Source organism: Sphingomonas sp. AC435, from assembly GCF_979253005.1.
This window is the reverse complement of sequence record NZ_CEEDCJ010000001.1, coordinates 90505-115620: the sequence shown is the minus strand read 5'-3', so window position 1 is coordinate 115620 and position 25116 is coordinate 90505. Positions and strand designations below refer to the sequence as shown.

Here is a 25116-nt window from a genome sequence, read left to right as displayed (position 1 = left end):
AGAAATCGCATGACCTACGCCGCCATGCACATCGCACGTACCGGGCTCGACGCTCAGGATACGCGCATGCGGGTCATCTCGAACAACCTCGCCAACGTCAACACGACGGGGTTCAAGCGTGACCGCGCTTCGTTCGAGACGCTGTCCTATCAGGTCGTGACCGCGCCCGGCGCGCAGTCGACCGGCGAAACGCGCTACGCGACCGGCCTGAACCTCGGCACTGGCGTGAAGGTGCAGGGCACCGCGCGGATCGAGACGCAGGGGTCGATGCAGCAGACGACCAACAGCCTCGACATGGCGATCGACGGCGACGGGTACTTCCAGGTGCAGTTACCGGGCGGTGGCCTGGGCTATACGCGCGCCGGCAATTTCTCGCGCTCGCCGGAGGGGCAGATCATCACCAGCGAAGGCTATCAGGTGATGCCCGGCATCACCATTCCGGCCAACGCCACGACGATCACGATCGGTAACGACGGCACCGTGTCCGCGACCATTCCGGGTCAGGCGGAGGCGTCGCAGCTCGGCCAGATCCAGGTCGCTGGCTTCCCGAATGCCGCCGGCCTGCAATCGACCGGCGACAATTACATGATCGAGACGGCGGCGAGCGGCGCGGCCAATCTCGGCATCGGCGGTCAGGACGGCCGCGGTCGCGTGCGGCAGGGGATGCTGGAAGCGTCGAACGTCAACGTCGTCGAGGAACTCGTCGACATGATCGAGACGCAGCGCGCCTACGAGGTCAATTCCAAGATGATCTCCGCGACCGACGACATGCTCAAATACGTCAACCAGAACCTGTGAGGCGTCGCATCGTGACATCCGCCCATCGCACCGTCCGACTCCACTGGATCGAGGTCGCGCTCGCCGCGGCGTCGGGCCTGCTGGTGCTCGCCGCCGCCGCTCCGTCGCCCGCGCATGCCGGGCTGTTCGGCAAGAAGAAGCCGGTCGAGGACTTCACCGCGGTCCGCCCTGCGCCGCTGCCTCTGCCGGTTCCGGTTGCCGCGCCTGCCAACGGCGCGATCTTCCAGGTGTCGAGCGGTTATGCCGCCTTGTACGAGGGCTGGCGCGCGCGCCGGGTCGGCGATCCGCTGACGATCGTGCTGGTCGAGCGCACCGCCGCGTCGAAGACGGCTAATTCCAAGCTCGACTCGTCTGGCGGGGCCAGCATCACGCCGCCGGCATCGGGCCTGCTCAACCTGTTCTCGCCGACCGACGCGTCCGCCAGCGGCAATCGCAATTTCAAGGGCGGCGGGTCTGCCGATCAGGCCAATTCGCTGTCGGGCGAAGTCAGCGTCACGGTGGCTGAAGTCTATCCGAACGGCACGATGATGGTGCAGGGGCAGAAGCGCGTCACGCTGAACCGCGGCGACGAATATGTCCGCATCAAGGGCATCGTCCGCTTTGCCGATGTCGATCTCGACAACCGCGTTCCCTCGACCCGCGTCGCCGATGCGCAGATCTCCTATACCGGCAAGGGCGACGTCGCGCGCGCCAGCCGTCAGGGGTGGCTGTCGCGCTTCTTCTCGGTGGTGAGCCCGTTCTGATGCCTTCGCTGCTGCACGGCGGAAAACGTGAACGATTCGGTAACCATCTTGCTGGCAAGACGGTGGCCATGATCCGTCATCTCCTCCTCGCGCTCACGATCCTGATCGCCGCTTCCGCGGGGATCGCTCCCGCGAGCGCCGATCGCATCAAGGATCTGGGCGGGTTCCAGGGCATCCGTTCGAACCAGCTCACCGGCTACGGCGTCGTCGTCGGTCTGCCGGGCACGGGGGACGACAACCTCGAATATACGGTGCAGTCGCTGAAGGCGGCGACCTCGCGCTTCGGGCTGCAATTGCCGCCGACCGTCAACCCGGCGATGAAGAACGCCGCGGTGGTGATGGTCACCGCCGACCTTCCGCCCTTTGCGAAGCCCGGTCAGCGGATCGACATCACCGTCGCATCGATGGGCCGCGCCAAGTCGCTGCGCGGCGGCAGCCTCATCATGATGCCGCTCATGGGCGCGGACGGCCAGATCTACGCAATGGCGCAGGGCAACCTGGCGGTTGGCGGTCTTGGCGCGGAAGGCGCGGACGGATCGAAGATCGTCGTCAACGTCCCCTCGACCGGCCGTATTCCGGAAGGTGCGACGGTCGAGCGCGCAGTCGCGACCGGGTTCGACAGCGCGCCGAATCTGACCTTCAATCTTCAGCGCGCCGATTTCACGACGGCACAGAACGTCGCCGCCGCGATCAACGGTCGCCTCGGCGCCGGCGTCGCGCAGGCGATCGATGCGGTGTCGGTGCAGGTGCGCGCGCCGATGGGCGCGGAGCCGCGCGCGACGCTGATGTCGGCGATCGAGAATCTCGATGTCGTCTCCGCCGAACCTCCTGCCAAGGTCATCGTCAATGCGCGTACCGGCACCGTCGTCATCAGTTCCGCGGTGCGGGTTGGGGCGGCGGCGGTGACGCACGGCAAGTTGACCGTGCGCATCGACGAGAATCAGCGGATCAGCCAGCCGGCGCCGCTGTCGAACGGCCAGACGGCGGTCGAGCAACGTTCCAACGTCTCGGTCGACGAAGAGAAGAAGCCGATGTTCCTGCTGACGCCCGGTCCGAAGCTGGCCGATGTAGTCAAGGCGGTGAACGCGATCGGCGCATCGCCCGCCGACCTCGTCGCGATCCTCGAAGCGCTGAAGGAAGCCGGCGCGCTGAAGGCGGAGTTGATCGTCCTGTGACCGACATCCCGTCCATTGCGTCCGCGACGGCGGCGCCGACCACCGGCATCTCGGTCGACTCGAGCCGGGTGACGAGCAAGGCCAATCTGAAAGAGGCCGGTGACAAATTCGAATCGGTGTTCACCGGCATGATGCTGAAATCGATGCGCCAGGCCAAACTGGCCGATCCACTGTTCGATTCGAAGGCGAGCGACACCTTTCGCGACATGCAGGATCAGCTGACCGTCAAGGACATGGCGCAGCACACGCCGCTCGGCATCGGCAAGGCGATGACGGAGTTTCTGTCGCGCTCTCAACCAGATCTTAATCAGCCCCCCGGATAACGGCCGGTCATGAGCGATCTTCTCTCGATCGGCGCATCCGGCGTCCGTGCGTACCAGAGCGCGCTGACCGTCACTGGCGAGAATATCGCCAATGTCGGATCGGCCGGCTACACGCGTCGCAGCGTGCGGATGACGGAGATCAGCGCCGGCGTCGGCGCGGTCGATCGCAGCGCCGCGAACGGCGTGCTGATGACGGGCATCGTCCGTGCGGGCGACGGCTACGCGCAACTGGCGGTCCGGTCCTCGGGCGCCGACCTCGCCCGCTCGACGTCCGGCGCGCAGTGGCTCGACCGGATCGAGAAGGCGATGACGGGCAACCAGCTCGCCAATCGCGTCACCAGCTTCTTCAACGCCGCGACCGGTCTGGCGGCCGAGCCCGATTCGGGTGCGCTGCGCACCACGATGCTGAACGCGGGTGGTTCCGCGGCGATCGCGTTCACCGCGACCGGGCAGGCGTTCGACCAGATCGACGCCGATCTCGACATCGCCGGCAATCAGGCGACGACGCAGCTGAACTCGCTCGCCACGTCGCTGGTGCAGATCAACGAAGGCCTCGGCCGGACCCCGCCCGACAGCGCGGCGGCGGCGCAGCTGGCGGACCAGCGCGACCAGATCCTTGACCAGATGAGCACGCTGGCGGATGTCGGCGTCACGCTCGACGCGCTCGGTCGCGCCAGCGTGAAGCTGGGTGGTTCACAGGGTACCGCGTTCGTGGAGAAGAACACGGTCAATGGTCTCGCCTATTCGCGCAACACCGACGGTTCGGTCGGCCTGTCCGTCGTCAACGGCTTCGACCGCCTGACCGTGTCGCTGAACGGCGGCGAATTGGCGGGCATCGTCGACGGTGCCCAGAAATCCGCCGCATCGCGCACGAACCTGAACAACGTCGCCAAAGATCTGGTCGACAAGGTCAACACGACGCAGCTCGCGGGTGAGGACCAGACCGGCACGACCGGCGTGGAGATGTTCAAGGTGGGTACCAAGCCCACGGAGATTTCGCTGAACTTCGACAGCGGCGCGAAGATCGCGGCGGCGAAGGGCGGCCTCGGCAAGCGCGACGCCAGCAATCTCGCCGACCTTCAGAAACTGCGCACGGACAGCGGTTGGGAAGGTCAGCTGACTCAGATCACGACCGACAACGCCAGCGCGCTCGATCAGAAGAACACGATCGTCGCTGCGCAGACCGCGATCCGCGACGGCGCGGTCAGCGCGCTGACCAGCGTGACGGGTGTGAACATGGACAGCGAGGCGGTCGAGCTGATGCGCTTCCAACAGGCCTATTCGGCCTCCAGCCGGGTGATCCAGGTCGCCCGCGACACGCTGCAAACCATCCTGGATATCCGGTGATTGCCATGCAGATATCGACCGCATCCTTCTACGACCTGAACGCCAAGCGCATCTCCGCGATGACGGCGCGCGCGACGCAGCTGCAGACGGAGATCGCGACCGGCAAGAAGGTGCAGGCGCCATCGCAGGACCCGGCCGTGTCGCAGCAGCTGGCGGAGATCGCGCGCAAGGACCAGGATGCCGAGGTCTACGGCAAGAACATGACGCTGGCGGGATCGCTGCTCGATCAGGCGGACGGCGTGCTCGGCCAGATCGGCACGCAGATCCAGCGCGCCCGCGAACTGGTGACCAAGGCCGCGAACGGCACGGAAACGGTCGAGTCGCGCCGGATCATCGGCACCGAACTGGCGTCGATCGTCGACGCGATCGTCGGTCTGGCCAACACCCGCAATGTCCGCGGCCAGCCGCTGTTCGGGACGCCCGACGGCACGCTGGCGGTCACCCGCGATACGGACGGCGTCTTCCAGTACGCGACGACCAACGTGTCCGAAGTGCCGATCGCCGACAACCAGTCGGTGCAGGCGACCGAAAGCGCGAGCCGTATCTTCAAGGGCGCGACCGGCGACACGCTGAACATGCTCGACACGCTGGCCAAGGCGCTGACCGCGGGCGACCCCAACGGAACATCGGCACGCGCCGCGCTCGACGAGATCCAGGTCGCCGGCGACCGGGTCGATGTGGTGCAGGCGTCGGTCGGCGCGCGTTCCGCCCGCGTCGAGCTTCAGCAGTCGTTGCAGACGACGACCGGCACGGACCGCAGCGAACTCCGCTCCAAGCTGGAGGATACCGACGTTCCGGCGGCGTATATCGAAATGCAGCAGCTGATGACGGCGTTGCAGGCGACGCAGCAGAGCTTCAGCAAGCTGTCGCAGCTGTCATTGTTCGATTATCTACGCTGAGTTACTCGGCCGGTAACCGAATGGCGACGACTTTGCGCTAATCGGGTGGGGTAACGCCGGCGATGCCGGCCACCGGAGGCAGCCCCCACAATGTTCCCAACCATCGGCATAGTCGTCCTGATCGCGATGGTGTTCGGAGGCTTCGCGTTCACCGGCGGTGCGCTCGGCCCCGTCATGCACGCGATCCCGCACGAAATGCTCATCATCGGCGGCGCGGCCGCCGGCGCGCTCATCATCGGCAACTCGGGCGCCGAGCTGAAGGCGATGGGCGGCGGACTGGGCAAGGTCTTCAAGGGACCGAAGTACAAGAAGCAGGATTATCTCGACGTCATCTTTCTGGTGTCGAAGCTGATGAAGATGCTGCGCATGGAAGGCCCGATCGCGGTCGAGCCGCATGTCGAGGACCCCAAGTCTTCCGCCGTCTTCGCCGAATACCCGAAGCTGCTGAAGGACCACACGCTCATCAACCTGATCGCCGATACGCTGCGCCTGGTCGTGGTGTCGTCGGGGACGCTGGACGTGCATGCGGTCGAAGAGGTGATGGACCACTCGATCAAGACCCACCACCATGAGGTGGAGGGACCGCATACGACGCTGTCCAGCCTCGCCGATTCGCTGCCCGCGCTGGGCATCGTCGCGGCGGTGCTCGGCATCGTGAAGACGATGGGTTCGATCGACAAGCCGCCGTCGGTGCTGGGCGGCATGATCGGCTCGGCGCTGGTCGGTACCTTCATGGGCGTGTTGCTGGCGTACGGCGTCGTGTCGCCGCTCGCTGGTCGCCTGAAGCAGGTCATCGACGCCGATGCCGCGATCTACGACGTCGTCAAGCAGATCATCATCGCCTCGCTCCACGGCCATCCGCAGCCGCTGGTGATTGAAGCGGCGCGTTCCGGCATCAAGCACAAGAACCAGCCCGGCTTCGCCGAAGTGTTCGACGGCCTCCGGGGCAAGTAAACGATGGCGAAGGCAGCTCCCCACGGGCACAACGTCCCGCCGAAGGTGATCGTCAAGAAGATCTACATCGAGGGTCACGGCGGCCATCACGGCGGTGCGTGGAAGGTCGCCTATGCCGATTTCGTGACCGCGATGATGGCGTTCTTTCTTTTGCTGTGGTTGCTTGGAGCGACGACCGAGAAGCAGCGCAAGGGATTGGCCGATTACTTCGCGCCGACGCTGATGGATTCGAAGAAGCTCGGCATCGGCGGCTCGGGACCGCTGGGCGGCGAATCGATGATGTCGAACAACAAGACTGGGCCGAAAGCGGCGGCGGCGGCGATCGCGTCGATGGGTATCCCGTCCGCGTCGGTCCAGGCCGGCCCCGAAGTGGGCATGGGGAAGAAGGGTTCGCTGCGCAGCACGCCGGCCAGCCGTGCGGAGGATATCAAGACTTTCGAGCAGATGAAGCGGCAGGTGATGCAGAAGATGGCGCAGTCCGCGGACCTCGCCAAGCTCGCGAGCCATGTGAAGTTCGTGCGGACCGACGAGGGATTGCGTATCGATCTGGTCGACGACGCCGATTATTCGATGTTCGCGATGGGGACGACCGCGCTCGACCCCCGTGCGGCGGAGTTGATCGGCATGATCTCGGAATCGATCCGCAGCACCGCCAACCCGATCATGATCCGCGGGCATACGGACAGCGTGCCGTACGGCGATCCGCGCGCGATGAACAACTGGATGCTGGCGACCGGCCGGGCGGAAGCGACGCGGCGGCGTCTGGCGCTCGGCGGTATTCCGGAAAACCGGTTCGAACGCATCGAGGGCGTCGCCGACCGCGAGCCGATGATCGTCAAGGACCCCAGCGACCCGCGCAACCGGCGCGTCGCGATCACCCTGCTCTATCGAAGCGGCGTGTTCGGTCAGTAGGCAAAGAAAAAGGGGCGGCCGAGCGGACCGCCCCTTTTTCCTTGCGTCGGCAGAGGCTTATTCCGCCGCCTGCGCCTCGGTCGCCTTGCGACGACGGTTCACGCCCTGGTTCTCGACCTTGGTGCCCGGCTTGCGGCCCAGACCGATCTTCTTCGCCATCGCGCGACGGCTTTCCGAGTAATTCTCGGCGACCATCGGATAGTCGGGCTTCAGGCCATAACGCTCGCGATACTCGACCGGGGTCAGGCCGTTGGTCGCCAGATGGCGGCGCAACGTCTTGTACGGCTTCCCGTCGATCAGCGAGATAATGTGATCCTTGGACGCGAGCGACTTGCGCGCGCTGACCGCTGGTACATACTCGGTCGACGTTTCGGCCGTCGGAGCGGGCTGGCTGCCGGCGTTCAGCAGCGCGGAAACCGTATCGTGCATCTTGCCCAGGAAGGAAGGAACTTCATCGGCGGAGGTGCGAGTGTTGGGGTTGCCGAGCCAAGCAATCGTCAGCTCGGTTGCCAATTCGACGGCATTGGTATCAGTGGTGTCGGGGGACATCAGTTACTCCTTTGGTCCGAGTGTACGTAGCGATGCGCAACAGTGCGTCAACACCCGGACCAACATCGTATACAACATAGTTGACTCAAATGCACGTAAACACGTGAGTGTGCGAAACACGAACGCTGCGTTTCAAAAGCTGTTTTCAAAAGGTATCGCGATGAACGATGATCGGGACGATGTGGAGGGCCGCCTGGAACGGCTGCAACTGGGACTTGTGCATCTGCAGACTGCGATGGCGGCGTCCGGTGAGCGCGTCGTCGTGGTGCTGGAGGGGCGCGACGGAGCCGGCAAGGACGGCACAATCAAGCGGATCATCGAGCATTTGTCCCCGCGGGCGACCCGCGTCGTCGCGCTGCCCAAGCCATCGGATCGGGAGCGGACGCAGTGGTATCTGCAACGCTATGTTGCCCATCTGCCGGCGGCCGGGGAACTCGTGATCTTCAATCGCTCCTGGTACAACCGTGCCGGCGTTGAAGTGGTAATGGGTTTTTCCAGCAAGGCTGAACAGGCAGAGTTCCTTCGCGACGCGCCCGACTTCGAGCGAATGTTGGTCGAAAGTGGCATCAAGCTGGTCAAGATCTGGCTGGATATTACCAAGAAGGAACAGAAGAAGCGACTTGCCGCGCGCCGCACCGATCCGCTCAAGGCGCTGAAGGTGTCGGACATGGATGCCGTCGCACAGAAGAAGTGGAAGGGGTACTCGGCCGCGCGCGACACGATGCTGGCGCGCACGCACAGCGCGATCGCGCCGTGGTACTGCGTCCGTGCCGACGACAAGAAGGCCGCGCGCCGTGCGATCATCGCGCATATCCTGCATCAGGTCGCACCGGCCGCGATCGTCGAGGACCTGCCGCGGCCCGATCCCGACATCCTGTTCGCCTATGATCCCGCCGCTGGGGAGGATGGACGGCTCTCTCGGTAAAGGGGGCAGGCCGGCAGCCGGGTTGCGCGCCGCGAAGCGCTGTCGCATGGCGTCGGCATGACGATCGCTCCCCGCGGATATGACGCCGTTCCGGCCGGTGCGTCGCTGGTTGCCGTAGCGCAGGGCGACGCGGACGCGCCGGCGGTGCTGATGCTCCACGGCGAGGGGCAAAGCCGGGCGATGTGGTCGGAGGCGGTCACCGCGCTGGCGGAGGCGGGTCGCTACGTCATTGCGCTCGACCTGCGCGGCCACGGCGAAAGCCGAGCGGCGAGCGAGGGCGCGGCGGATCTCGACGCGCACGTCGCGGATGTTCGCGGCGTGCTGGAGACGTTGGGGTCGCGACCGGTCGTGGTCGGCTCCGGCCTCGGTGCGCAGGTCGCGCTGGCGACGCTGGGGGAGGGGGGCGAGCACCTCGCGACCGGGCTGGTCCTGCTCGACGAGGACGAGGGCGACGCCCCGATGCGGACGCGCCTCGATGCGGCGGCGACCCGAATCAAGGTGCCGACGCTGGTGATCGACGGCCCCTGCCACGACATTGTGGGCGCACGCGAAGCCGCGATTTCCGAAGGTGGACCGTTGGTTGCGGCCGATCGCGCCGACGCGTTCAACGCGCTGTTGCTCGAATTCCTCGAACAGGCGGCGCCGCGCGCGGTGCCGGAATATCGCGCGGGCAGCGACCCGCGGACGCTGCGCGATGCGCTCGGTTGCTTCGGGACGGGCGTGACGGTGGTCACGACGATCGACGCGGAGGGCAAGCCGGTCGGGCTGACCGCCAACAGCTTCACCGCCGTGTCGCTCGACCCGCCGTTGCTGCTCGTCTGCCTCGCGAACACCGTTCAGTCTTTGCCGGCGTTTGCCGCGGCGAAGGGGTTTGCGGTGAACGTACTGCACACCGGGCAGCAGACCGTATCTGGCCGCTTCGCCAGCCGCCACGAAGACCGCTTCGCCGCGACGCCGTGGGAGACGTGGGATACAGGCGCGCCGATCATCGAGCACTCGCTCGCCAGCTTCGACTGCACCAAGTTCGCGTGGCACGAGGCGGGCGATCATGTGATCCTGGTCGGTCACGTCCAGCGCGTCCGCTTCGAACCACGCCGCGATCCTTTGCTGTACTTCCGCGGACGATACCGGCGGCTGCATTTCAGCTGAGGCGGTCGCCCCGGCGAGCGATCAACTGCTCGACACATCCAGTAGGTTGATCCCGGCGTGCGCCTGCGCCTCCGCCTCGTCCCGGGAAAGGCCGGGCGGGACCGGCTCGCCGTATCGAAACGTCACGACACCCGGCAGCTTCAACCCTTTGCGGGGCCAGAGCCGGCCGCTGTCGTTGGCGATGGTCACCATCGGCAGGTTCAGCGACCGGTACAGGCCCGCGAAGCCCGGCCGCAGCGGCGGCTGCTCGCCGGCGGCTACCCGAGTCCCTTCCGGGAAGATCAGCACCGACCGGCCGGCAGTTCGTGCTGCGGCGGCTTCGCGCAGCATCCGGCGCAGCGCGACGCCCGACGCTTCGCGGTCGACAGCGATTGCGCCGTACCGTTTGGCGGCCCAGCCCCAGACGGGGATGTCGGCCAACTCGCGTTTCAGCACGATGACGGGCGCCTGAAAAAGGTCGGGCGCGATGATCGCGTCGAACATCGACTGGTGCTTGGCGACGTAAAGAACTTGCCCGGTCGGCCTTGGTCCCTCGACACGCACGGTGATTCCCAGGAATACGCGCGCGCACCAGACGTGATATTTCACCCAGCCGCGCACGTAGACGCGCAGTACGCGGCGTCCGAACAGCGCCCCGACCGGCGCGAACAGCACGATCGGCACCGATCCTGTCCAGAAGACCAAGGCGAACAGGATATTACGCAACCGGACGATCATGCTCTTCCCAACCAGATGGCGACCCGGCGCAGGATCAGCTTGTTGTATTCGTTGACCAGCGTACCCAGCCGCGGGCTGCTCGGCACACCGTCGCCCAGCACCAGCACGCCCTTGCCCATCGACGCGCGCAGTTCCATCCCGGCGCGGGCCAGATGCCAGTCGGACGTGACGAGGCGAACGGTGCGATAGTTGTGCGCGCGAACCCACTGCGCGGTCTCCTCGCCGTTCGAGCGCGTATCGACCGCATCGGTGCCGAGATCGACGCAGCATGCGAACAGCCGCGTCGATCCCGGATAGGTCCGCGCCAGATCGGCAGGCCGTACCCCGGAGCCGACTCCCGTCACCAGCATCCGCTTCGCCTGTTTGCTGCGCAGCAATTCCAATCCGCGATCGATGCGTCCGGCCCCGCCGGTCGGCACGACGATGCCATCGGTGGTCGTCCCCTCCAGCGGTTGCGGCAAGGAGACCATGAACACGGCGAAACCCAGCGCCCACATCAGACCCAGGAACCCCAGCAGCCGGATCACAGCGTACGCCTGAGTGCACGGGTCACGGCGAAGCGAGCGGCGGCCATCGCCAGCGCGACGAAGCCCAGCGGCAGGATCGCGAGCAGCACCCAGTCCGCCGGTCCCAGCGTGACGCCGCCGATCAGTTCCGACCCGAGTGCCGCGAGTTGTCCTCCGATCAGCGCGATGACGCCGAGCGCCACGACGGTCCCGACGATCCCGCCGATGCCGGTGTCGAGCGCGATGCGCCGCTGGAACAGCCGAGCGACCTGCACGTCGGTCGAGCCGAGCATGTGCATGACCTCGATCGTGGCGCGGTGAGCCTCCAATCCCGCGCGCGCCGCCAGCACCACGACCGCCGCCGTCGCCCCCGCCATCAGCAGCACGACCCCCGCCGCCAGCCAGGTGACGGAGCGCATCAGGCCGCTGACCGGCGACATCCAGCGCGCGTGCCGGTCGACACGCGCGGCCTTGCTGGTAGCGGTCACGCGCGCGACGACGCGGTCGGCTGCCCGATCCTCGGCGGCACCGTCTTCGTTCGCGGCGAGATCGACATCGATCATCGCCGGCACCGGCAGGCCCGTATCGGCTGCGTCGCTGCCCAGCCAGGGGCGCAGCAACCGCGTCAGCTCGGCGCGATCGACGGGGGTCGCCCGCGCCACCTCCGGCATCGTCCGCAACACCGCCAGGACGCGTGCGGCGGCGGCGTCGCGACGCGCTGCTTCGCCCTCGACGACCTGCACGGTCAACCGTCCCGCCAGTTGCCGGTCGAGCAGCCGTCCCGCACTCGCAGTGCCGAGGCCGAGTGCGGCGGCGAGCACGGTCAGGAACACCATGATCGCCATGACCCACGTCATGGCGCGCACGCCGCCGGCTTCGTCGAGCAGGCGCGTCGTGTCGGGGCGGCGTCGGGACAGGAAAGAGTTCACGGCTCGCCTCGCGGCGGCGGATAGCGCAGCGCACCGGTGGGATCGAGCAGGCGGCCGTGATCCAGCCGCATCATTTGCGCGGTCGGGATGCGCGACACGAGGTGCAGATCGTGGGTCGCGACCACCACAGTTGTGCCGATCGCGTTGAGCGATCCGAACAAATGGATCAGCCGGTCCGCCATATCCGGGTCGACGTTGCCGGTCGGCTCGTCCGCGACCAGCATCTCCGGCCGGGTGATGACCGCGCGCGCGATCGCCACGCGCTGTTGCTCGCCACCGGACAGCGTGGCCGGCTTCGCGTCGGCGCGCTCGGCCAGTCCGACCCAGGCGAGCATCTCGCGCACAGGCCGCTCGATCTCCGCATCGGCGATGCCGGCGACGCGCAGAGGCAGCGCGATATTGTCCCAGGTCGACAGATGCGGAACGAGGCGGAAATCCTGGAACACCACGCCGATACGGCGGCGGAAACCCGGCAATCGTTCGCGCGGCAGCACCACCGCATCCTCGCCGAACAGGCGGATCACGCCGCGGCTGGGGCGTTGCGCGAGGTACAGCAGCTTCAGGAGCGACGTCTTGCCCGCGCCGCTGGCCCCGCTCAGGAAATAGAAGGACCCGGCCTGCAGGCTGAAGCTGATATCGGTCAGCGTCTCCGCGCCGGTGCCATAACGCAAGCCGACATTCTCGAATTGCACGATCGTCGTCATGGCCGCCCAGTGCTTGGCACGTGCGGCGCGCCGCTTCAAGCTTGGGAGCCGGCGCGGAGGCGCGCCGCTTCGCGCTTGGCAGCCGGCGCGGAGGCGCACCGCTTCGCGCTTGCCAGCCGCGGCGCGGGCGTGGCACATTCATGACGGCCGCGCTTCGTCGGCGTGCTGGGGCGTAGCATGATCCTCGAATGTCCAGAGTGCCGAACACGTTATCTGGTGCCCGACAGCGCCATCGGGGTGGAGGGGCGGACCGTCCGCTGCGCCAATTGCCGGCATAGCTGGTTTCAGGAACCGACGCCTGTAGACCTGCCGCCGGAGCCGCTCGCGCCTCTCGCCGCCGAGGCCGAAGCCGAGGCCGTGCCGGCCGAACCGCCGCAGCCCGAGGAGCCGCCGGTCTTCGCCGACCCCAGCTATTCGGACCCGATGCAGCCGGAGCCCGCCTTCGCCGAACCCAATTATGCCAGTCCTGCGGTGGAGGAGAAGGCGGAGGATTACGATGCCTTCGCGCATCAGGCGCCGTTCAAGCCGCGGCGCAATCCCGCCCGGTTCTGGACGTTGCTCGCGGTACTGGCCGGATTGTTGATGCTGGTCGGCGCGGCCGCGATCCTGTGGGTCGGCGCGCCCGGACTGGCGCAGCAACTGGGGCTGAGCATCGGTCCGGCCGAAAGCCCGCTGCGGCTGCGCGACAATCCGATCGAGCGGCGCGAGCTGGAGAACGGGTCGGAACTGTTCGCGGTCAGCGGTCAGGTCATCAATCCCTCGTCGGAGCGGCAGCGGGTGCCCGACATCCGCGCCGAACTTCGCGATGCACAGGGACGGCTGGTGTACAGCTGGACGATCACGCCCGAACGCCGGACGCTGGCACCGGGAACGACGCTGGACTTCAATTCCGCCAAACTCGACGTGCCCTCCAATTCGAAACAACTGGAACTGACCTTCGCCGGCGACGGCGGAGCATAGGCATATAGCCCCTCCCCTTCAGGGGACGGGTTGAGGTGGGGCCTCTCCACGCGCGAGAGCATGCGGCACCGTCCCACCCCCAGCCCCTCCCCTGAAGGGGAGGGGAGAAGAGCAGGTCTCCCCCGCCGACGAGGATCGCAACCGCCGCTGACGATTCCCGTTGCGGTCCCCCGCACCGCTTGCTAGTGGCCGCGGCCTGCCAGCTGCCGGTTACCCGGCGGAGTTCACGTGCGGTCGTGGCGGAATTGGTAGACGCGCAACGTTGAGGTCGTTGTGTCCGAAAGGACGTGGAAGTTCGAGTCTTCTCGACCGCACCAGACATCCCCTGAATAGAGCATTCCCCCCGCCGGGGATCACGCCATCAGACGATCAGCCCGCCAGGATGTGCGCCAGCGCCTCCAGCGACAGTGGCGTGACGAAGCGGAAACCGCATCGCACCCCGGCCTCGCCCGCCGCATCGCTCGGCCGCACCCAGCACATGCGCCCGTAGAGCGACGATCCCGTGTCGGGCAGCAGCAACTGTCCCGTGTCGCCGACCCGCATCGGCCACGGTGTTGCGATCTTCGCGCCGCCCGCCGACACGTCGATCGTCCGTGCCGCCAGCCGCTTGTCCCCGAACCGGAGCAGCGCCGGCCGGACCAGCGCGAAGCGGGGGGCGCGCGCGATCAGCCCGGCCTCGTCGGCCGGTTGGAACACCCGCTCCACCGGTTGCGGCATCGCGAACTCCAGCCCGGCCTTGCGGTCCCGCACCCAGCGCACGGTCGCCTCCACCATGTCCAGGCCCCGCATCGCGATTGTCATCCGGTCTCCCACGACCGGCGGCACCGCGAACCGCGCCATCATCCCGCCCGCCGAGATGTCGTGGATCAGGCACGCGACCTCTGTTCCCGCATAGGTCGCTCGCCCGATCAACAACACGGCGCGGTGGCGTTTGCCCGGTCGCCGCCGGTCGGCCACCCCCGCGGTGGCCGGTCCGTCGTCGCGCGGATCGTAATCCTTCAGCAAAACCGTGGCTCCCCCATCGTCCCGCGCGGCCTCGCCTGCGCGCGAAGCTGGCGGGTCCGGTACCGGACCCGCTGCCAGAAGGTTGCGTCGTCGAGCAACCAGCGCTCCAGCGCCTCCGCGATCAGCGTCGCGATCAACGCTTCCGCCTTGGCTTCGTTGTGCGTGACGAAGATCTTGGCGACGACGGTGACGTCGCTGCCATGATCGCTGCAGTTGCGGGGGAGGGGGGGCATCAGTTTACTCGCGTGCGGAAGCGGAGGCGGAAGGTACCGCCGGTAAAATGGTTTCCATTCAGCTTCATCCTGATTTGCTTCACCTTCACATCGCACCCGTTCGCGTCGGGTACGGGAACATAGTTCCAGGTCGTGCCGTCAAAAAATTCGATCCCGTCGGTGAGGCTGGCAAGCGAGGTGTACGGCAGCGTCAGCCCACTGCCGATCAGCGCGCCCGCCGCCACGCCGTCCGCCAGTTCGACGGGGGCGGTCGCGCCCGGATAGTTGGTCACCACCAGGCACATGTTGACCGGGATCGGATCGGTGAACTGTTCGCCCGTCACCACGGCGCCGGTGTTGCCCGCACTGAACGTGCCCAGCGGGTTGGTGACGAGGATGCTGTAATCCACCAGCGCCCCCGGCAGCGCCTTGGGATTGAGCGTGCTGATCCTGTCGTCCGCGACCGCGCTGGTTTTCACGATCGTCAACGGCGCCGTCGCCGTCAGGATCGGGAGCAGCATCGCCGCGGTCAGGAAGCGGACCCGGATCATGGCCGCTGCCCGAACAGTCGGCCCGCCACCGACTTCAGCGACCATTGATCGAACTTCACGCGCATCGTCACATAGGGCCCCTTTCGCGTGTACCGGTCGGCGGAGAAATCGCGGTCGCGATAGCCGCCGATGTTGTAGCCGGCGCTGACCCACACATTCCCGCCGGGGGTGACGCCGACCGAAGGCCCGCCGCTCCACGACCACACGCCGCGATCCCAGGCATGGCTGACCGACCCCTGCACGCCGATGTCGAAGCGCTTGGCCACGTCGTGGCGCAGTTCGAAGCCGGCGACGTCGATGAAGCCGTCGTACACGTCGTCGGCGAACCGGCCGCGGACATACTTCGCACCGTAATAGAGCGTGGCTTCCGTCCCGTGCGACAGCCCCTCCGGTCCGGTGCGATAGTTCAGCGCCAGATTGTTGACGATGCGATCGGTGATCTGGTCGCCGCCGCCATACGCGGGCACGCCCAGCGCGTTGGCGGCGGAGAAGCCGCTGTCCGCCCGCTCGTGACGCAGCTCCAGCCGCTCCAGCACCGACCAGCGGCTGTCGAGCGGGCGCAGCGCCAGCGCGATATCCGCAGAGGCCGTCGCCGCGATCCGCCCCGCCTCGTCCCGCACGCGATACGCGCGGACCGACGACGCCAGCGTCTGCCCCTCGCCCAGCGCGCGCAGCAGGTTGCTGGTGAAGCCCAGCCGCTGCTCGGTATCGGCGTCGCGGTATTCGGCGCGGCCGTTCCACGACCAGCGCGGTCCGCGATAGGTCGTGCCCAGCGTCAGCGCGGCATAGTCGCCGTTGGTCTGCGTCTGCGACAGGAAGCCGCCCGACGCCGCGGGCTGGAACGCGTTGACCGCAGCGAGGGGCGAGATGTTGCCCTTCACGGTGTTCGCCGCATCGATGGTCGCGTCGATCGTCCAGCGCGTGCCGATCGGCACCGACTGGCTGAGGCCATATTGCGCGAAGGTACGGCTGCCATTCTCGCCCGCCGCCTGCTGGTTCAACGTGCTCGACAGCTTCGCACCGCTCCACGGAGTCAGGTCGAAACCGGCCTGCGCGGTGTGCGCGACGAAATCCCGGCCCGAGGCGATCTCGTACCCGCCGATCAGGCGGATGCCGGGCGTGATGCGATAGCCGGCGGTGACGCGCGTGCGCTCCGGGAAGTCGGTGCTCGCCTTGTCGCCGCCCGGTGCGATCTGCGTCTCCGCGCCCAGCGTCAGCTTGTCGCCGAACAGCGCCTGCGTACCACCCAGCGTCAACAGCCGGCTGTCGCGGTCGCGCCCGTCGAGGCCGCGGTCGGACGCGATCTGGGTACCGGCATAGAGCGTGCCGGTGTTGCGGCGGTACTCAACGCGCGCATCGGCGGCGATCCGCTCGCCCGGGCCGACCAGCTGCGTCTGGTACCAGGCGGTGCCGGTGACCGACAGGCGATCGCTCAGCTTCAGGCGGCCGTCGACGCCCAGCTTGCGGGTGCCCGCCTCGACCAGATTCTGCTGGCCGACGCCGAACATCGCATCCTGCTGCCGCGCATAGGCGAGCACGTCGATGCCGCCGGTGTGCGTGTCCGCCTCGACCAGATAGGCGGTGCCGGCACCGATGCCGCCGCGTCCGCCCGCGGCCAGTTCGGCGCGCAGTTCGGTGACGCCCAGCTTCGCCTTCAGGTCGGCACCGATCACGGTGGACTTGGCGATCGTCTCGTCGCGGATCATGCTGGTGCCGATTTCGACCCGACCGACGCGGGCGGCGACGCGCGCGGCGGCGGCGAGCTTGCTCGTCCGGCCACCCTCGACCTCGTAATCGGCGACGATGAACACCGGATTCTGGTTGCCGTCGCGGCTCAGGATCGGATTGCGGAAGCGGACGGTACCCGCCGCCGTGTCGATGTCGTAATCGATGTGGCGCGTCAGCTGGCGCACGTCGAGGATCAGCTCCGACCGGAAGCGGTCGCGCGTCTCGATGCGCAGCTTGTCGCTGTTCGGCACGATGCGGCGGGTCGACAGGCGATACGGGCCGGACAGGCCGTTGCCCTGGATCTCGTCGCGCGCATACAGCGTGTCGGTCTTCGCGGCGAAGCCGGTTGCGCGGATCGTGCGCCCTTCGTAGGCGGCCTTCACGCCGTTCAGCGTGCGGCTGTAGCGGGTCAGCTGCGTATCGGTGAAGCCGGTCTCGAAATCGCCGAACAGCGCGTACAGTTCACGCCGCTCCAGGCGCAGGTACAGCTTGCGGCGGGTCGGCGCGTCGTAGCCCTGCACGGTGCCGTCGCCGTAGACGGTGTAGTAGCGATCGGGATCGATCACGCCGAGCAGGCCGCGCTGCGGATCATAGGCGCGGTCGCTGTCATAGGCCATCGTCAGCAGCCACTGACCCTTGATCCGGCCCTTGGCATAGACCGCGAGCTGACCGTCGGTGACGAGCTTGTTGCGCTCCGAACGAGGCAGCGCGGTCGACCGGCTCTTCAGCGTGTCGTAGCCGATCGTGCCCGCGCCGAAGCCGACCACCGACCACTGCTTGGCAGCACCCGACAGCCAGGCGCGAATGTCGCTCGACCGCACGGTCTTGTCTTCGGTCAGCAACACGGTCGCGTGGACCGCACCTGCCTGCGTCGTCGGCTCCAGCGCGATGAAGGCATAGCCGTCGTCGCCGACGACATTGACGAGCGTCTCGGTTTTCTCGCGCCCGGCAAGCTGGCGGCGCTGCTCCAGCGCGGCTTCGACCGCGGCGCGGTACGGCTGGTCGAGGCGGAAGGGCACCGGCGTGCCGGCGCGCACCGGGCGATTGTCCTTGTCGACGACGCGCACGGCGATCAGCGGGCGGGTCAGGCCGTCCGCGACCAGCCGGCTCTTGGCGGCATCTAACGTCGCACGGACGCCGGCGCCGGCATAATGCACGGTGCGCTCCAGCGTGGTCACGGTCTTGCCCCCGGCGTCGAGGACGCGGGCGGTCAGCAGGTTGTTGCCTGCATGCAGTGGCACGCCCGTCCACTTGGACACCGCGACACCGCCATCTGGAGCCGTATCGGAGCCGTCATAGGTCAGCGCCTCGACCGGCGTACCGTCGACGCTCAGCGCGATCCGTTCGGACGGGGCATGCTTGATGACGACGCGAAGCGCGGGGTCGCGGGGGTTGTGATCGGCGGCCGGAAACAGCCAGTCGGTGCCGGGTGTCTGCCCGCTGATCCAGTCCCGGTTGCCGGCGGCGGCGGCATCGTCGGCGACGGCGACGGGCAGCGCATCGCTGGCGGCGGCGGTGCGGCCGGTCGGCTCCAGCTGGAAATCGACCCGCTTCAGCGTGCCGCCCACGCCCTCGACGAAGCGCGAGATGGCGGAACCGGCCGCGCGGGTATCGGCGTCGCAGGCGACGGCGCGGTGCGTCGCGGGCAGGCTGTTCTCGTCCAGTTGCACGACATGGCGGCCCGCGCGCAGGCCCTCGACATGGTACAGGCCGTCCTTGTCGGTGACGGTGAAGGTGCCGTCTTCCATCATCAGGCGGATTCCCGGCACGCCCTTGCGCTTCTCGACCGGATCGCCGCACGCACCCTCGGTGACGCGACCGATCAGCGTCATCGCGTCGCTGAACAGCAAGGCGCGCAGGCGGACGGAGGCGGCGGCTTCGTTGCTGGTCACGCCGCTGCCGGCGACGCGGGCACGGTTCAGCGCCTCGCCGACCGGCGCACCGGGGGCGATCGACACGACATAGCGCACGTCGACGCTGCCGCCGACGCCGACGTCGGGGATCGTGAACGACAGCGTGCGGCCGTCGCTGGCGACGTCGGGCTCCGCCGCGCCGCGGGTCGATCCCCGCTCGTACCGCAGGCCGGTCGGCAGGGTGTCGGTGACCTTCAGCGCACGGGCGGGCGCGTCGCCGCGGTTCGACAGTTGCAGGCGGTACTGGACGAAATCACCCGGCGACGCGTCGCGGACGGAGGCGGTCTTGGTCAGCAACAGGCTGTTCGATCCCGGCCGGTCGAGCGGGATATCGGTCAGGAAGGGATCGGGCGTCTCCAGCACGAAGGGCAGGCCGAACGACGCATCGTTGATGACGTATGCGCCGTTGCTGCCGGCCAGCTTCGCCAGATCCTCGCGCGGGACGACGGAGGGCGCGGTATAGTCGCCCGGCGGCTGGATCCGGATCGTATAGGTGCCGGGCAGGGTCAGCGGGAACCAGTAACGGCCCTTGTCGGCGACGTAGATGCGACCGCTGGCGTCGGTCACCTCCTGGCCGCTGACGACGGTGGACGGGTAACGGCTTATGCCGTCGACGCCGAAGACGGTGGCGGGGGCACCGTTGGCATCGACCAGGCTGACGATCGCACCGTCGACCAGCGTGCCGTCGCGCGAATCGAAGACGTAGCCGGCGGGGTCGATCAGCAGCGAGTTGTCGGACGAGAAACTGAAATTGTCCTCGGAATAGCTGAAGCTCAGCCGCTCTCCGCGTTTCAGGATCGCTTCGCACGGCTTCAGCTCGGCTTGCGTGCCGACCTGCGGAACGCCGCCGGCGAAGACACCGCTGTCGGGGGCGGTTTCCAGGATCGGGATCTCGCCTTTGTAGCTGGGCGTGGAGATGCCGATGTTGGCGGTGTCGCGGACGGCGGGATCGCGATTGGCGCCGGGGGCGTCGAGCACGAAGATCATCGGCTGCGACAGGTCGAACGCGGCCAGGGGCGGGGCCGCGGCCAGCATCGCTTCGTCGATCGGGGCGGGGGTATATTGCGGGGACGGCGTCAGGTCGCAGCGCGCGCCGGTCAGTTCGCGACCGGGAGGGGCAAGGCGGAAGCTGATGCGCGTCGGGCGCTTGGAGCGCGAAAAGGGCAGGGTGACGGTGTTCGAGCGGACCGTAGCGGTTTCGCCGGTCGCGGCGCGGAACGACAGCGTCGCCGTATTCTCGACGCGTCCGCCTGTCGCCGTCTGCGCCAATGCCGCCACGCCCGCCGACAACAGGGCGAGGGGGAGCATGATCGACAGGGCAAGGCGGTGAAGCGGTCGCATGATATCCTGAAAAAGTGCCGGCACGCGCGAACGAGGGGACAGACGGTCCGCGCGTGCCGGAGCCCGAGGGGGGAGGGGCCTCGGGGAGGGGGAGGGGCTTAGTTGATCGTCACATTGAAGGCGGCGCTGACGGCGGCGCCGCCGTTCACGGTCGGGATGATGGCCGTGACCGTCTTGGTCTGCGTGTCGAAGCTGCCCTTGTACGTCGTGCCGTCGGTATCGTCGGTGGCGTCGTCGTCCTGCGCCTCGCCGCCGAGCAACACGCAGCTACCGCCCGGCAGGCCGATCTTCAGCGATCCGGGGACATAGGTGGTGTTGGTCGGGATGACGTCGGTCAGCGTCACCGCATTGGCGCCGGTGCCGAGCGTCGCGTTGCGGACGGCGAGGCAGTATTCGACGACGGCACCCGGGAGTGCCTTCGGGTTCAGCGTGCTGACGCCGTCGCTGACCACGAACGACGACTTGGTGACGCTCAGCGCGACGTCGTGAATACCGACGACATAGGCCAGATAGGCACGCGCCTGCCCGTCGCGCAGCAGATCGGCACCGACGCCGTCGGTGTCGGCGTCGGCGAAGACGACGTCGACATCGTCCTTGCTGTTGAGCAGCGTTGCGGTGAGCGCCGCCCCCTTGGTGCCGGCCTGCCCACCCGCCGCGACCGTCGCGTGCAGGTTGACGATGGCGAGCTGCGCGGAGCTGGCCGGCACGTCGCCGACCAGGAACACCGTCACCGCGCCGTCGGGGGCCAGTTCGTCGATGAAGGTCGCCGTGTCGACGCCCGGATCATACTGGTTGTTGCCGTTCGAATCGACGTACGCCTTCAGGTTCTGCATGTCGAAATTGTCGGTGCCGAGACCCAGGCCGAGCGACAGGTTCTGGTCGCCGTCCAGCAGGATGTCCTGAATGGCGTTGGTCTTGTTGGTGACGCGGTACGTCGTCACCGCGCCGACCTGACCCTGGTTCACCTGCGTGTCCGCCGATTGCAGCGCGACGACGGTCAGGTTGACCTTGCGATCGACCACGAACGTCGCGGCGTTGGACGCGGTCGTCTGCGACTGGCCGTTGACCGAATAGGTCGCATTGGCGGTGTTGGTGACCAACACGCCGGCGGCGGTGCCGTTGGGGGTGGTCTGCGCTCCTGCCTGCGACGCCGCGATGCCGGAAACGGCCGCGGTGCCGGTCAGCAGCAGGCGCATGGTACGCGTGAACATGGTGCCTCCTGTCGTTCGGATGGTGGTGGTGGTGGTGGTGGTGGTGGGACGGGTCATCGGACGATCGCCTGGAAGGCGAGTTCGCCGCCGGTGCCCGCGGTCACCGGCGAATTCAGGCGCCACCGGACGTGCGTGACGTCGTCGGCGGTGGCAGGACGCGTGCCGCCCGCGACGGCGGGCACGCGCAAGGTGGACAGCGGTCCGAAGGTGCGGCCGTCGACCGACACTTCCGGCGCGGCGCCGGCCCCGCGCGGACCGCGATAGGCAAGCCCCGTTGGCACCGGATTGGCGAGCACCAGCCCGGCGATCGGCGCGGTGCCGCGGTTGCGATAGGCGAGCTGCACGACGACGCGGTCGCCGGGTCCTACATGGTTCGGCGCGGCGAGTGTCATCGTGACGCTGCCGTCCGCCGCCGGCACCCGCGTCTCCGCGAGCATCGTCGTCGTCAGGGCGAGCGGGGAAGCGGCAGCGGCAGCGGGTTGGGGACTCGCTGCCGCCGCGACCGCGGCGAACAGGAACGGGATCATCGCAATTTCCTTCACTGGAGACGGACCTTGAACTGGACGGTGTGGGTGGTGGCGGGGCCGCCCGGCCGGTCGGGCAGGCGGATGGACACGGACTGGCCGTCGAAGCCGCCGGCATCGCCGTCGGCGGCGTCGCTGATCCTGGCGTCGTCGAGGGTCAGCGTGCCGGGCAGGTAGACCGCGTCTGAGGGGACAGGGTCGTCGATGATCGCCGCGGAGAGGGCGGCATCGGTGGGGATCCGGGCCACCAGCGTGTAGGTGACGACGGCGCCGCTGCCGGCGGTTGCCCCTGCCGCCAGCGGGGTGCCGTCGGCGGCGGCGACCGACTGCGACTTGACCAGCGTCGGGGTGGTGGAGGCGGTGGCGACGAACGGGATCGCCGCACTCGCGATCGCGCCGGTATCCCCGACGATCGCATCGCTGCCATCGTCGCCAAGACCCGGCAATTGCCGCTTGGGATCGCCGTGACCGGTGGTCGCCTCCGCCGTCACCGTCAGGCTGCCGTCGGCCGGGGTGGTGCCGGCGGTCGGAGCGAGCACCGCGACCAGCGGCAGCGTCTCGCCGGGCGCGAGGACCGGCGTCGCCCCGGTCAGGACGATGTCCTGCTCCGGCTCGAACCGGCCATCGCCGTTGGTGTCGATCGCGACGGTCTGCACCGTCGTCGTCGGCGTGGAGGTGCCGGCGGTGACGGTGAAGCTTTCCTGACCAGAACCCTGATTGGTCAGTTGCACGGGCACCGACACGGGCGTCGTGTCGATCGTGACCATGCCGCCGTCATGAGACAGCCCGATGTCCAGGCGTTCCGCGACGACGATCGTGACGGTGTTAGAGGGCATGGACTGCGACTTGCCGTCCACGTCGTAGCGAAGCTGCGCGGTGTTGGTGATCGCGGTGCCGGCGCGGGTGTCGGCCGTCGCAGGGGAGGCGGGAACGCACGCAGCGGCAGCAGCAAGGGCGGCTGCGGGAAGCCCCCCCATCCACAGTCGCAACGTTGTACCCGAACACGTCAAATTTCGCTCCCAGCGCTTTTTCGCGGGAACAAAATCGCTCGATTTATATTAAGCAGAATCTACCAAGTCACATTGGCAATCAACAGCTTCGCCATCCGCTTCCATGAGCAAAAGCGGACAGGGTTAACAATGTCGTAACCATGCAACTCACCGGAATACTGCGGCCCAATTCGGCTTTCGCAGGTGAAATAGCTCCTGAACTGACTGCAATTGCGCCATGTTACCGATCCGGATGTATTCCGGTTGGAATTTTGCTGTCGATGCAACCGCTTCTCGACGCGACCGTTGATCGATCACACCACGCATGTTCGTTTATGCGTGGTGACCATATTCCTCATTTCAGCAGATCCAGCGTCGCCCTGTCGCGCTCGCCGCCATAAAACCGGTCCAGCCCGGCCGTGAACACGGCCTTCTGCGAATCGGCAGCGACCGCTTCGAACAGCGTGAGCGACGACCGCAGCTTCATCGCGTCGATCGATCCGAAGATCGTCTCCGCCGACCCCGATGCGGGGATCGCCGCCCGCGTCGCTTCGATCAGCCGCGATCCGAGCAGCGGGTCCGCCAGATAGGCGCGGGCCTCGTCGGCCGAAGCGATCGCGTAATGGCGCGCGGTTTCGCTGCGCCCCAGCCCGGCGATCTGCGGAAAGATCCACCACATCCAGTGACTTCGTTTTCGTCCGGCAGTGAGTTCGGCGATCGCGGTCGGCCAGCTCCGGGCCTGTGCATCGATGAAGCGGGACAAGTCCACGGCACGGCTCCCTCGTTCTGTGCCGACTGCAACCGCCGTCCGTGCGGCGCGTTCCCACCGCCAAGACCATAATCGCAGGGAGGAACAGCTGCGCATGTCGCGTCATACGATCATCGCCACGGCGATCCTCCCCGTCGCGTTGTCGATCGCCGGGTGTGGCAAGGGTCAGCCGGACGGCAATACCCTCGCTCCCAGCGGCTTCGTGCCACCCGCGACCCAGGCGCCCGCGCCGATCGCCGGGCAGGCGCAGACGACACCGCTGTCCAATTATATCGGGCATCTGCCGAACGACGCGGTCGACGGCGTGACCTTCTTCGACCGCAGCGAGGTCGCGAATGTGCTGATCGAACTGGTGCCGGACGAACGCCCGCGGCACCTGATCGCCGGGCGGGAGGCGACGACGACGCCGATCTTCCGCCGCGGCGCGCTAGTGGCGGCGCATGGGTGCGAGCAGAACAATTGCGGCGACCGGAACTGGACCGTGATGATCGCCGCGGACGCCAACGCCGACAAGGCGGTCGTCTGCTACCACGACGTGGCGTCGATGGGCGACGCCAGCCGCTGGACCACCCGCGCCCGCGCCGAACGCCGGCCCGGCGACTGCCCCTCCGCCTGAAGGATACGACATGCTGGAACACGTGCCGCATTGGCTGGGAAGCGCGCTGAAGGGCTTGCGCGCGGGCACCGACAAGCTGGCGGTCGCACAGGAGGGGTTGGGGGCGTTCGAGGCGTTGACGCTGTCCAGCCCGGCCTTCGCTGATGGCGGCCGCCTGCCGGACCGGTTCACCGCGGATGGCGCTGGCACCTCGCCACCCCTCATGTGGCGCGATCCACCGCCGGGCACGGCCCGGCTCGCGCTGCTGGTCGAGGATGCAGATTCGCCGACGCCGCAGCCCTTGGTGCATGCGGTGATCTGGGACCTCGCACCGGAGGCGGGGCATCTGGCGGAAGGTGCGATCGTCGCCGACGGGCAGGGCGACGTGGCGGGCCGCGATGTCGGCCGCAATTCCTATTACCGGGAGGGCTGGCTGCCGCCCGATCCACCGACCGGCCACGGCGAGCATCGCTATGCGTTTCAGCTTTTCGCGCTGGCGGAGGGGACGGGCGATCCGGGCGATACGCCGGGTCGGACGGCCCTGCTGGCGGCGATGGCCGGGAAGGTGTTGGCGGCGGGGATCCTGATCGGGACCTATTCGCGGATGGAGGAGGCTCCGGTAGGCCCGGTAGGCCCGGTAGGCGCTGGGGCGGGGGCGGCGGCGGCCTGATCGACACACCGCCCGCGG

26 protein-coding genes and 1 tRNA gene are annotated in these 25116 nt (G+C 67.7%); 14 read left to right on the top strand and 13 right to left on the bottom strand.

From position 1 onward, the window contains the following. The first annotated feature begins 9 nt into the window (after positions 1 to 9). The 8 genes from flgG (at position 10) to AC0CH8_RS00495 (ending at position 7151) form a co-directional block, all read left to right on the top strand. Positions 10 to 798, top strand: coding sequence for a flagellar basal-body rod protein FlgG (gene flgG, locus AC0CH8_RS00530; protein WP_204200244.1), 789 nt, complete (start codon positions 10 to 12; stop codon positions 796 to 798). A 47-nt stretch (positions 799 to 845) separates the two neighbouring features. Then, a complete protein-coding gene (locus AC0CH8_RS00525; protein WP_343283981.1) occupies positions 846 to 1541 on the top strand; it encodes a flagellar basal body L-ring protein FlgH in 696 nt (231 codons plus the stop codon). A gap of 68 nt (positions 1542 to 1609) precedes the next feature. Beyond that, positions 1610 to 2716 carry a flagellar basal body P-ring protein FlgI gene (locus tag AC0CH8_RS00520; protein ID WP_211534586.1) on the top strand — a complete coding sequence of 369 codons (1107 nt, stop codon included), beginning with the start codon at positions 1610 to 1612 and terminating at the stop codon, positions 2714 to 2716. Further along, on the top strand, positions 2713 to 3039 hold the full coding sequence (locus AC0CH8_RS00515) for a rod-binding protein (RefSeq protein ID WP_204200247.1): 327 nt from the start codon (positions 2713 to 2715) through the stop codon (positions 3037 to 3039). The genes AC0CH8_RS00520 and AC0CH8_RS00515 overlap by 4 nt, the downstream gene beginning before the upstream one ends. A gap of 9 nt (positions 3040 to 3048) precedes the next feature. Then, positions 3049 to 4386 carry a flagellar hook-associated protein FlgK gene (gene flgK / locus AC0CH8_RS00510; RefSeq protein ID WP_465238237.1) on the top strand — a complete coding sequence of 446 codons (1338 nt, stop codon included), beginning with the start codon at positions 3049 to 3051 and terminating at the stop codon, positions 4384 to 4386. A gap of 5 nt (positions 4387 to 4391) precedes the next feature. Then, positions 4392 to 5285, top strand: a complete 894-nt coding sequence (locus AC0CH8_RS00505) for a flagellin N-terminal helical domain-containing protein (protein ID WP_465238236.1) — start codon at positions 4392 to 4394, stop codon at positions 5283 to 5285. Between the two features lie 90 nt (positions 5286 to 5375). Continuing rightward, positions 5376 to 6239 (top strand): flagellar motor stator protein MotA, encoded by an 864-nt coding sequence (motA, locus tag AC0CH8_RS00500; RefSeq protein WP_204200250.1) that lies wholly within the window; start codon positions 5376 to 5378, stop codon positions 6237 to 6239. Between the two features lie 3 nt (positions 6240 to 6242). Next, entirely contained in the window at positions 6243 to 7151 is a 909-nt protein-coding gene (locus AC0CH8_RS00495) for a flagellar motor protein MotB (RefSeq protein ID WP_204200251.1), read from the top strand. Between the two features lie 57 nt (positions 7152 to 7208). Here AC0CH8_RS00495 and AC0CH8_RS00490 read toward each other — a convergent pair whose 3' ends face one another. Continuing rightward, positions 7209 to 7700 (bottom strand): Ros/MucR family transcriptional regulator, encoded by a 492-nt coding sequence (locus AC0CH8_RS00490; protein WP_465238235.1) that lies wholly within the window; start codon positions 7698 to 7700, stop codon positions 7209 to 7211. Here AC0CH8_RS00490 and ppk2 point away from each other — a divergent pair. Then, positions 7687 to 8625: a polyphosphate kinase 2 gene (ppk2, locus tag AC0CH8_RS00485; protein ID WP_465238234.1), complete on the top strand. Its 939-nt coding sequence runs from the start codon at positions 7687 to 7689 to the stop codon at positions 8623 to 8625. The two genes, AC0CH8_RS00490 and ppk2, sit on opposite strands and share 14 nt — an antisense overlap. A gap of 57 nt (positions 8626 to 8682) precedes the next feature. Beyond that, entirely contained in the window at positions 8683 to 9774 is a 1092-nt protein-coding gene (locus AC0CH8_RS00480) for an alpha/beta fold hydrolase (protein WP_465238233.1), read from the top strand. 21 nt (positions 9775 to 9795) lie between these two features. On the opposite strand, the gene AC0CH8_RS00475 is transcribed toward AC0CH8_RS00480, so the two are convergent. From AC0CH8_RS00475 to ftsE, 4 genes are all read right to left on the bottom strand, one after another. Beyond that, positions 9796 to 10491: a lysophospholipid acyltransferase family protein gene (locus AC0CH8_RS00475; protein ID WP_465238232.1), complete on the bottom strand. Its 696-nt coding sequence runs from the start codon at positions 10489 to 10491 to the stop codon at positions 9796 to 9798. Continuing rightward, positions 10488 to 10988 (bottom strand): YdcF family protein, encoded by a 501-nt coding sequence (locus tag AC0CH8_RS00470; protein WP_465238707.1) that lies wholly within the window; start codon positions 10986 to 10988, stop codon positions 10488 to 10490. Before AC0CH8_RS00470 ends, AC0CH8_RS00475 begins: the two co-directional genes overlap by 4 nt. A gap of 26 nt (positions 10989 to 11014) precedes the next feature. Continuing rightward, complete coding sequence (locus AC0CH8_RS00465) at positions 11015 to 11854, bottom strand: cell division protein FtsX (protein WP_465238706.1); 840 nt, start codon at positions 11852 to 11854, stop codon at positions 11015 to 11017. 68 nt (positions 11855 to 11922) lie between these two features. Then, positions 11923 to 12630 carry a cell division ATP-binding protein FtsE gene (gene ftsE / locus AC0CH8_RS00460; protein WP_204200258.1) on the bottom strand — a complete coding sequence of 236 codons (708 nt, stop codon included), beginning with the start codon at positions 12628 to 12630 and terminating at the stop codon, positions 11923 to 11925. Between the two features lie 177 nt (positions 12631 to 12807). On the opposite strand from ftsE, the gene AC0CH8_RS00455 reads away from it, so the two are divergent. After that, a complete protein-coding gene (locus AC0CH8_RS00455; protein ID WP_465238231.1) occupies positions 12808 to 13590 on the top strand; it encodes an MJ0042-type zinc finger domain-containing protein in 783 nt (260 codons plus the stop codon). Positions 13591 to 13820: 230 nt separating this feature from the next. Continuing rightward, positions 13821 to 13907: transfer RNA gene (locus AC0CH8_RS00450), tRNA-Leu, on the top strand. Positions 13908 to 13959: 52 nt separating this feature from the next. On the opposite strand, the gene AC0CH8_RS00445 is transcribed toward AC0CH8_RS00450, so the two are convergent. The 8 genes from AC0CH8_RS00445 to AC0CH8_RS00410 all read right to left on the bottom strand — a co-directional run bounded on the left by AC0CH8_RS00445 (position 13960) and on the right by AC0CH8_RS00410 (position 23833). Then, entirely contained in the window at positions 13960 to 14595 is a 636-nt protein-coding gene (locus AC0CH8_RS00445) for a PilZ domain-containing protein (RefSeq protein ID WP_465238230.1), read from the bottom strand. Continuing rightward, positions 14589 to 14828, bottom strand: coding sequence for a hypothetical protein (locus AC0CH8_RS00440; protein ID WP_204200261.1), 240 nt, complete (start codon positions 14826 to 14828; stop codon positions 14589 to 14591). The genes AC0CH8_RS00445 and AC0CH8_RS00440 overlap by 7 nt, the downstream gene beginning before the upstream one ends. Continuing rightward, on the bottom strand, positions 14828 to 15358 hold the full coding sequence (locus AC0CH8_RS00435) for a hypothetical protein (protein WP_465238229.1): 531 nt from the start codon (positions 15356 to 15358) through the stop codon (positions 14828 to 14830). Before AC0CH8_RS00435 ends, AC0CH8_RS00440 begins: the two co-directional genes overlap by 1 nt. Continuing rightward, positions 15355 to 20340 carry a hypothetical protein gene (locus tag AC0CH8_RS00430; RefSeq protein ID WP_465238228.1) on the bottom strand — a complete coding sequence of 1662 codons (4986 nt, stop codon included), beginning with the start codon at positions 20338 to 20340 and terminating at the stop codon, positions 15355 to 15357. The genes AC0CH8_RS00435 and AC0CH8_RS00430 overlap by 4 nt, the downstream gene beginning before the upstream one ends. Before the next feature lie 98 nt (positions 20341 to 20438). Continuing rightward, positions 20439 to 21608 carry a hypothetical protein gene (locus AC0CH8_RS00425; protein ID WP_465238227.1) on the bottom strand — a complete coding sequence of 390 codons (1170 nt, stop codon included), beginning with the start codon at positions 21606 to 21608 and terminating at the stop codon, positions 20439 to 20441. Then, entirely contained in the window at positions 21605 to 22078 is a 474-nt protein-coding gene (locus AC0CH8_RS00420) for a hypothetical protein (protein WP_465238226.1), read from the bottom strand. Before AC0CH8_RS00420 ends, AC0CH8_RS00425 begins: the two co-directional genes overlap by 4 nt. Positions 22079 to 22089: 11 nt before the next feature. Next, positions 22090 to 23052 carry a hypothetical protein gene (locus AC0CH8_RS00415; protein ID WP_465238225.1) on the bottom strand — a complete coding sequence of 321 codons (963 nt, stop codon included), beginning with the start codon at positions 23050 to 23052 and terminating at the stop codon, positions 22090 to 22092. Between the two features lie 367 nt (positions 23053 to 23419). Then, on the bottom strand, positions 23420 to 23833 hold the full coding sequence (locus AC0CH8_RS00410; RefSeq protein ID WP_465238224.1) for a DUF1810 domain-containing protein: 414 nt from the start codon (positions 23831 to 23833) through the stop codon (positions 23420 to 23422). A gap of 94 nt (positions 23834 to 23927) precedes the next feature. Between AC0CH8_RS00410 and AC0CH8_RS00405 the strand changes: the two genes are divergently transcribed. Continuing rightward, positions 23928 to 24449 (top strand): hypothetical protein, encoded by a 522-nt coding sequence (locus AC0CH8_RS00405; protein ID WP_465238223.1) that lies wholly within the window; start codon positions 23928 to 23930, stop codon positions 24447 to 24449. A gap of 10 nt (positions 24450 to 24459) precedes the next feature. Continuing rightward, on the top strand, positions 24460 to 25098 hold the full coding sequence (locus AC0CH8_RS00400) for a YbhB/YbcL family Raf kinase inhibitor-like protein (RefSeq protein WP_465238222.1): 639 nt from the start codon (positions 24460 to 24462) through the stop codon (positions 25096 to 25098). Positions 25099 to 25116 lie beyond the last annotated feature (18 nt).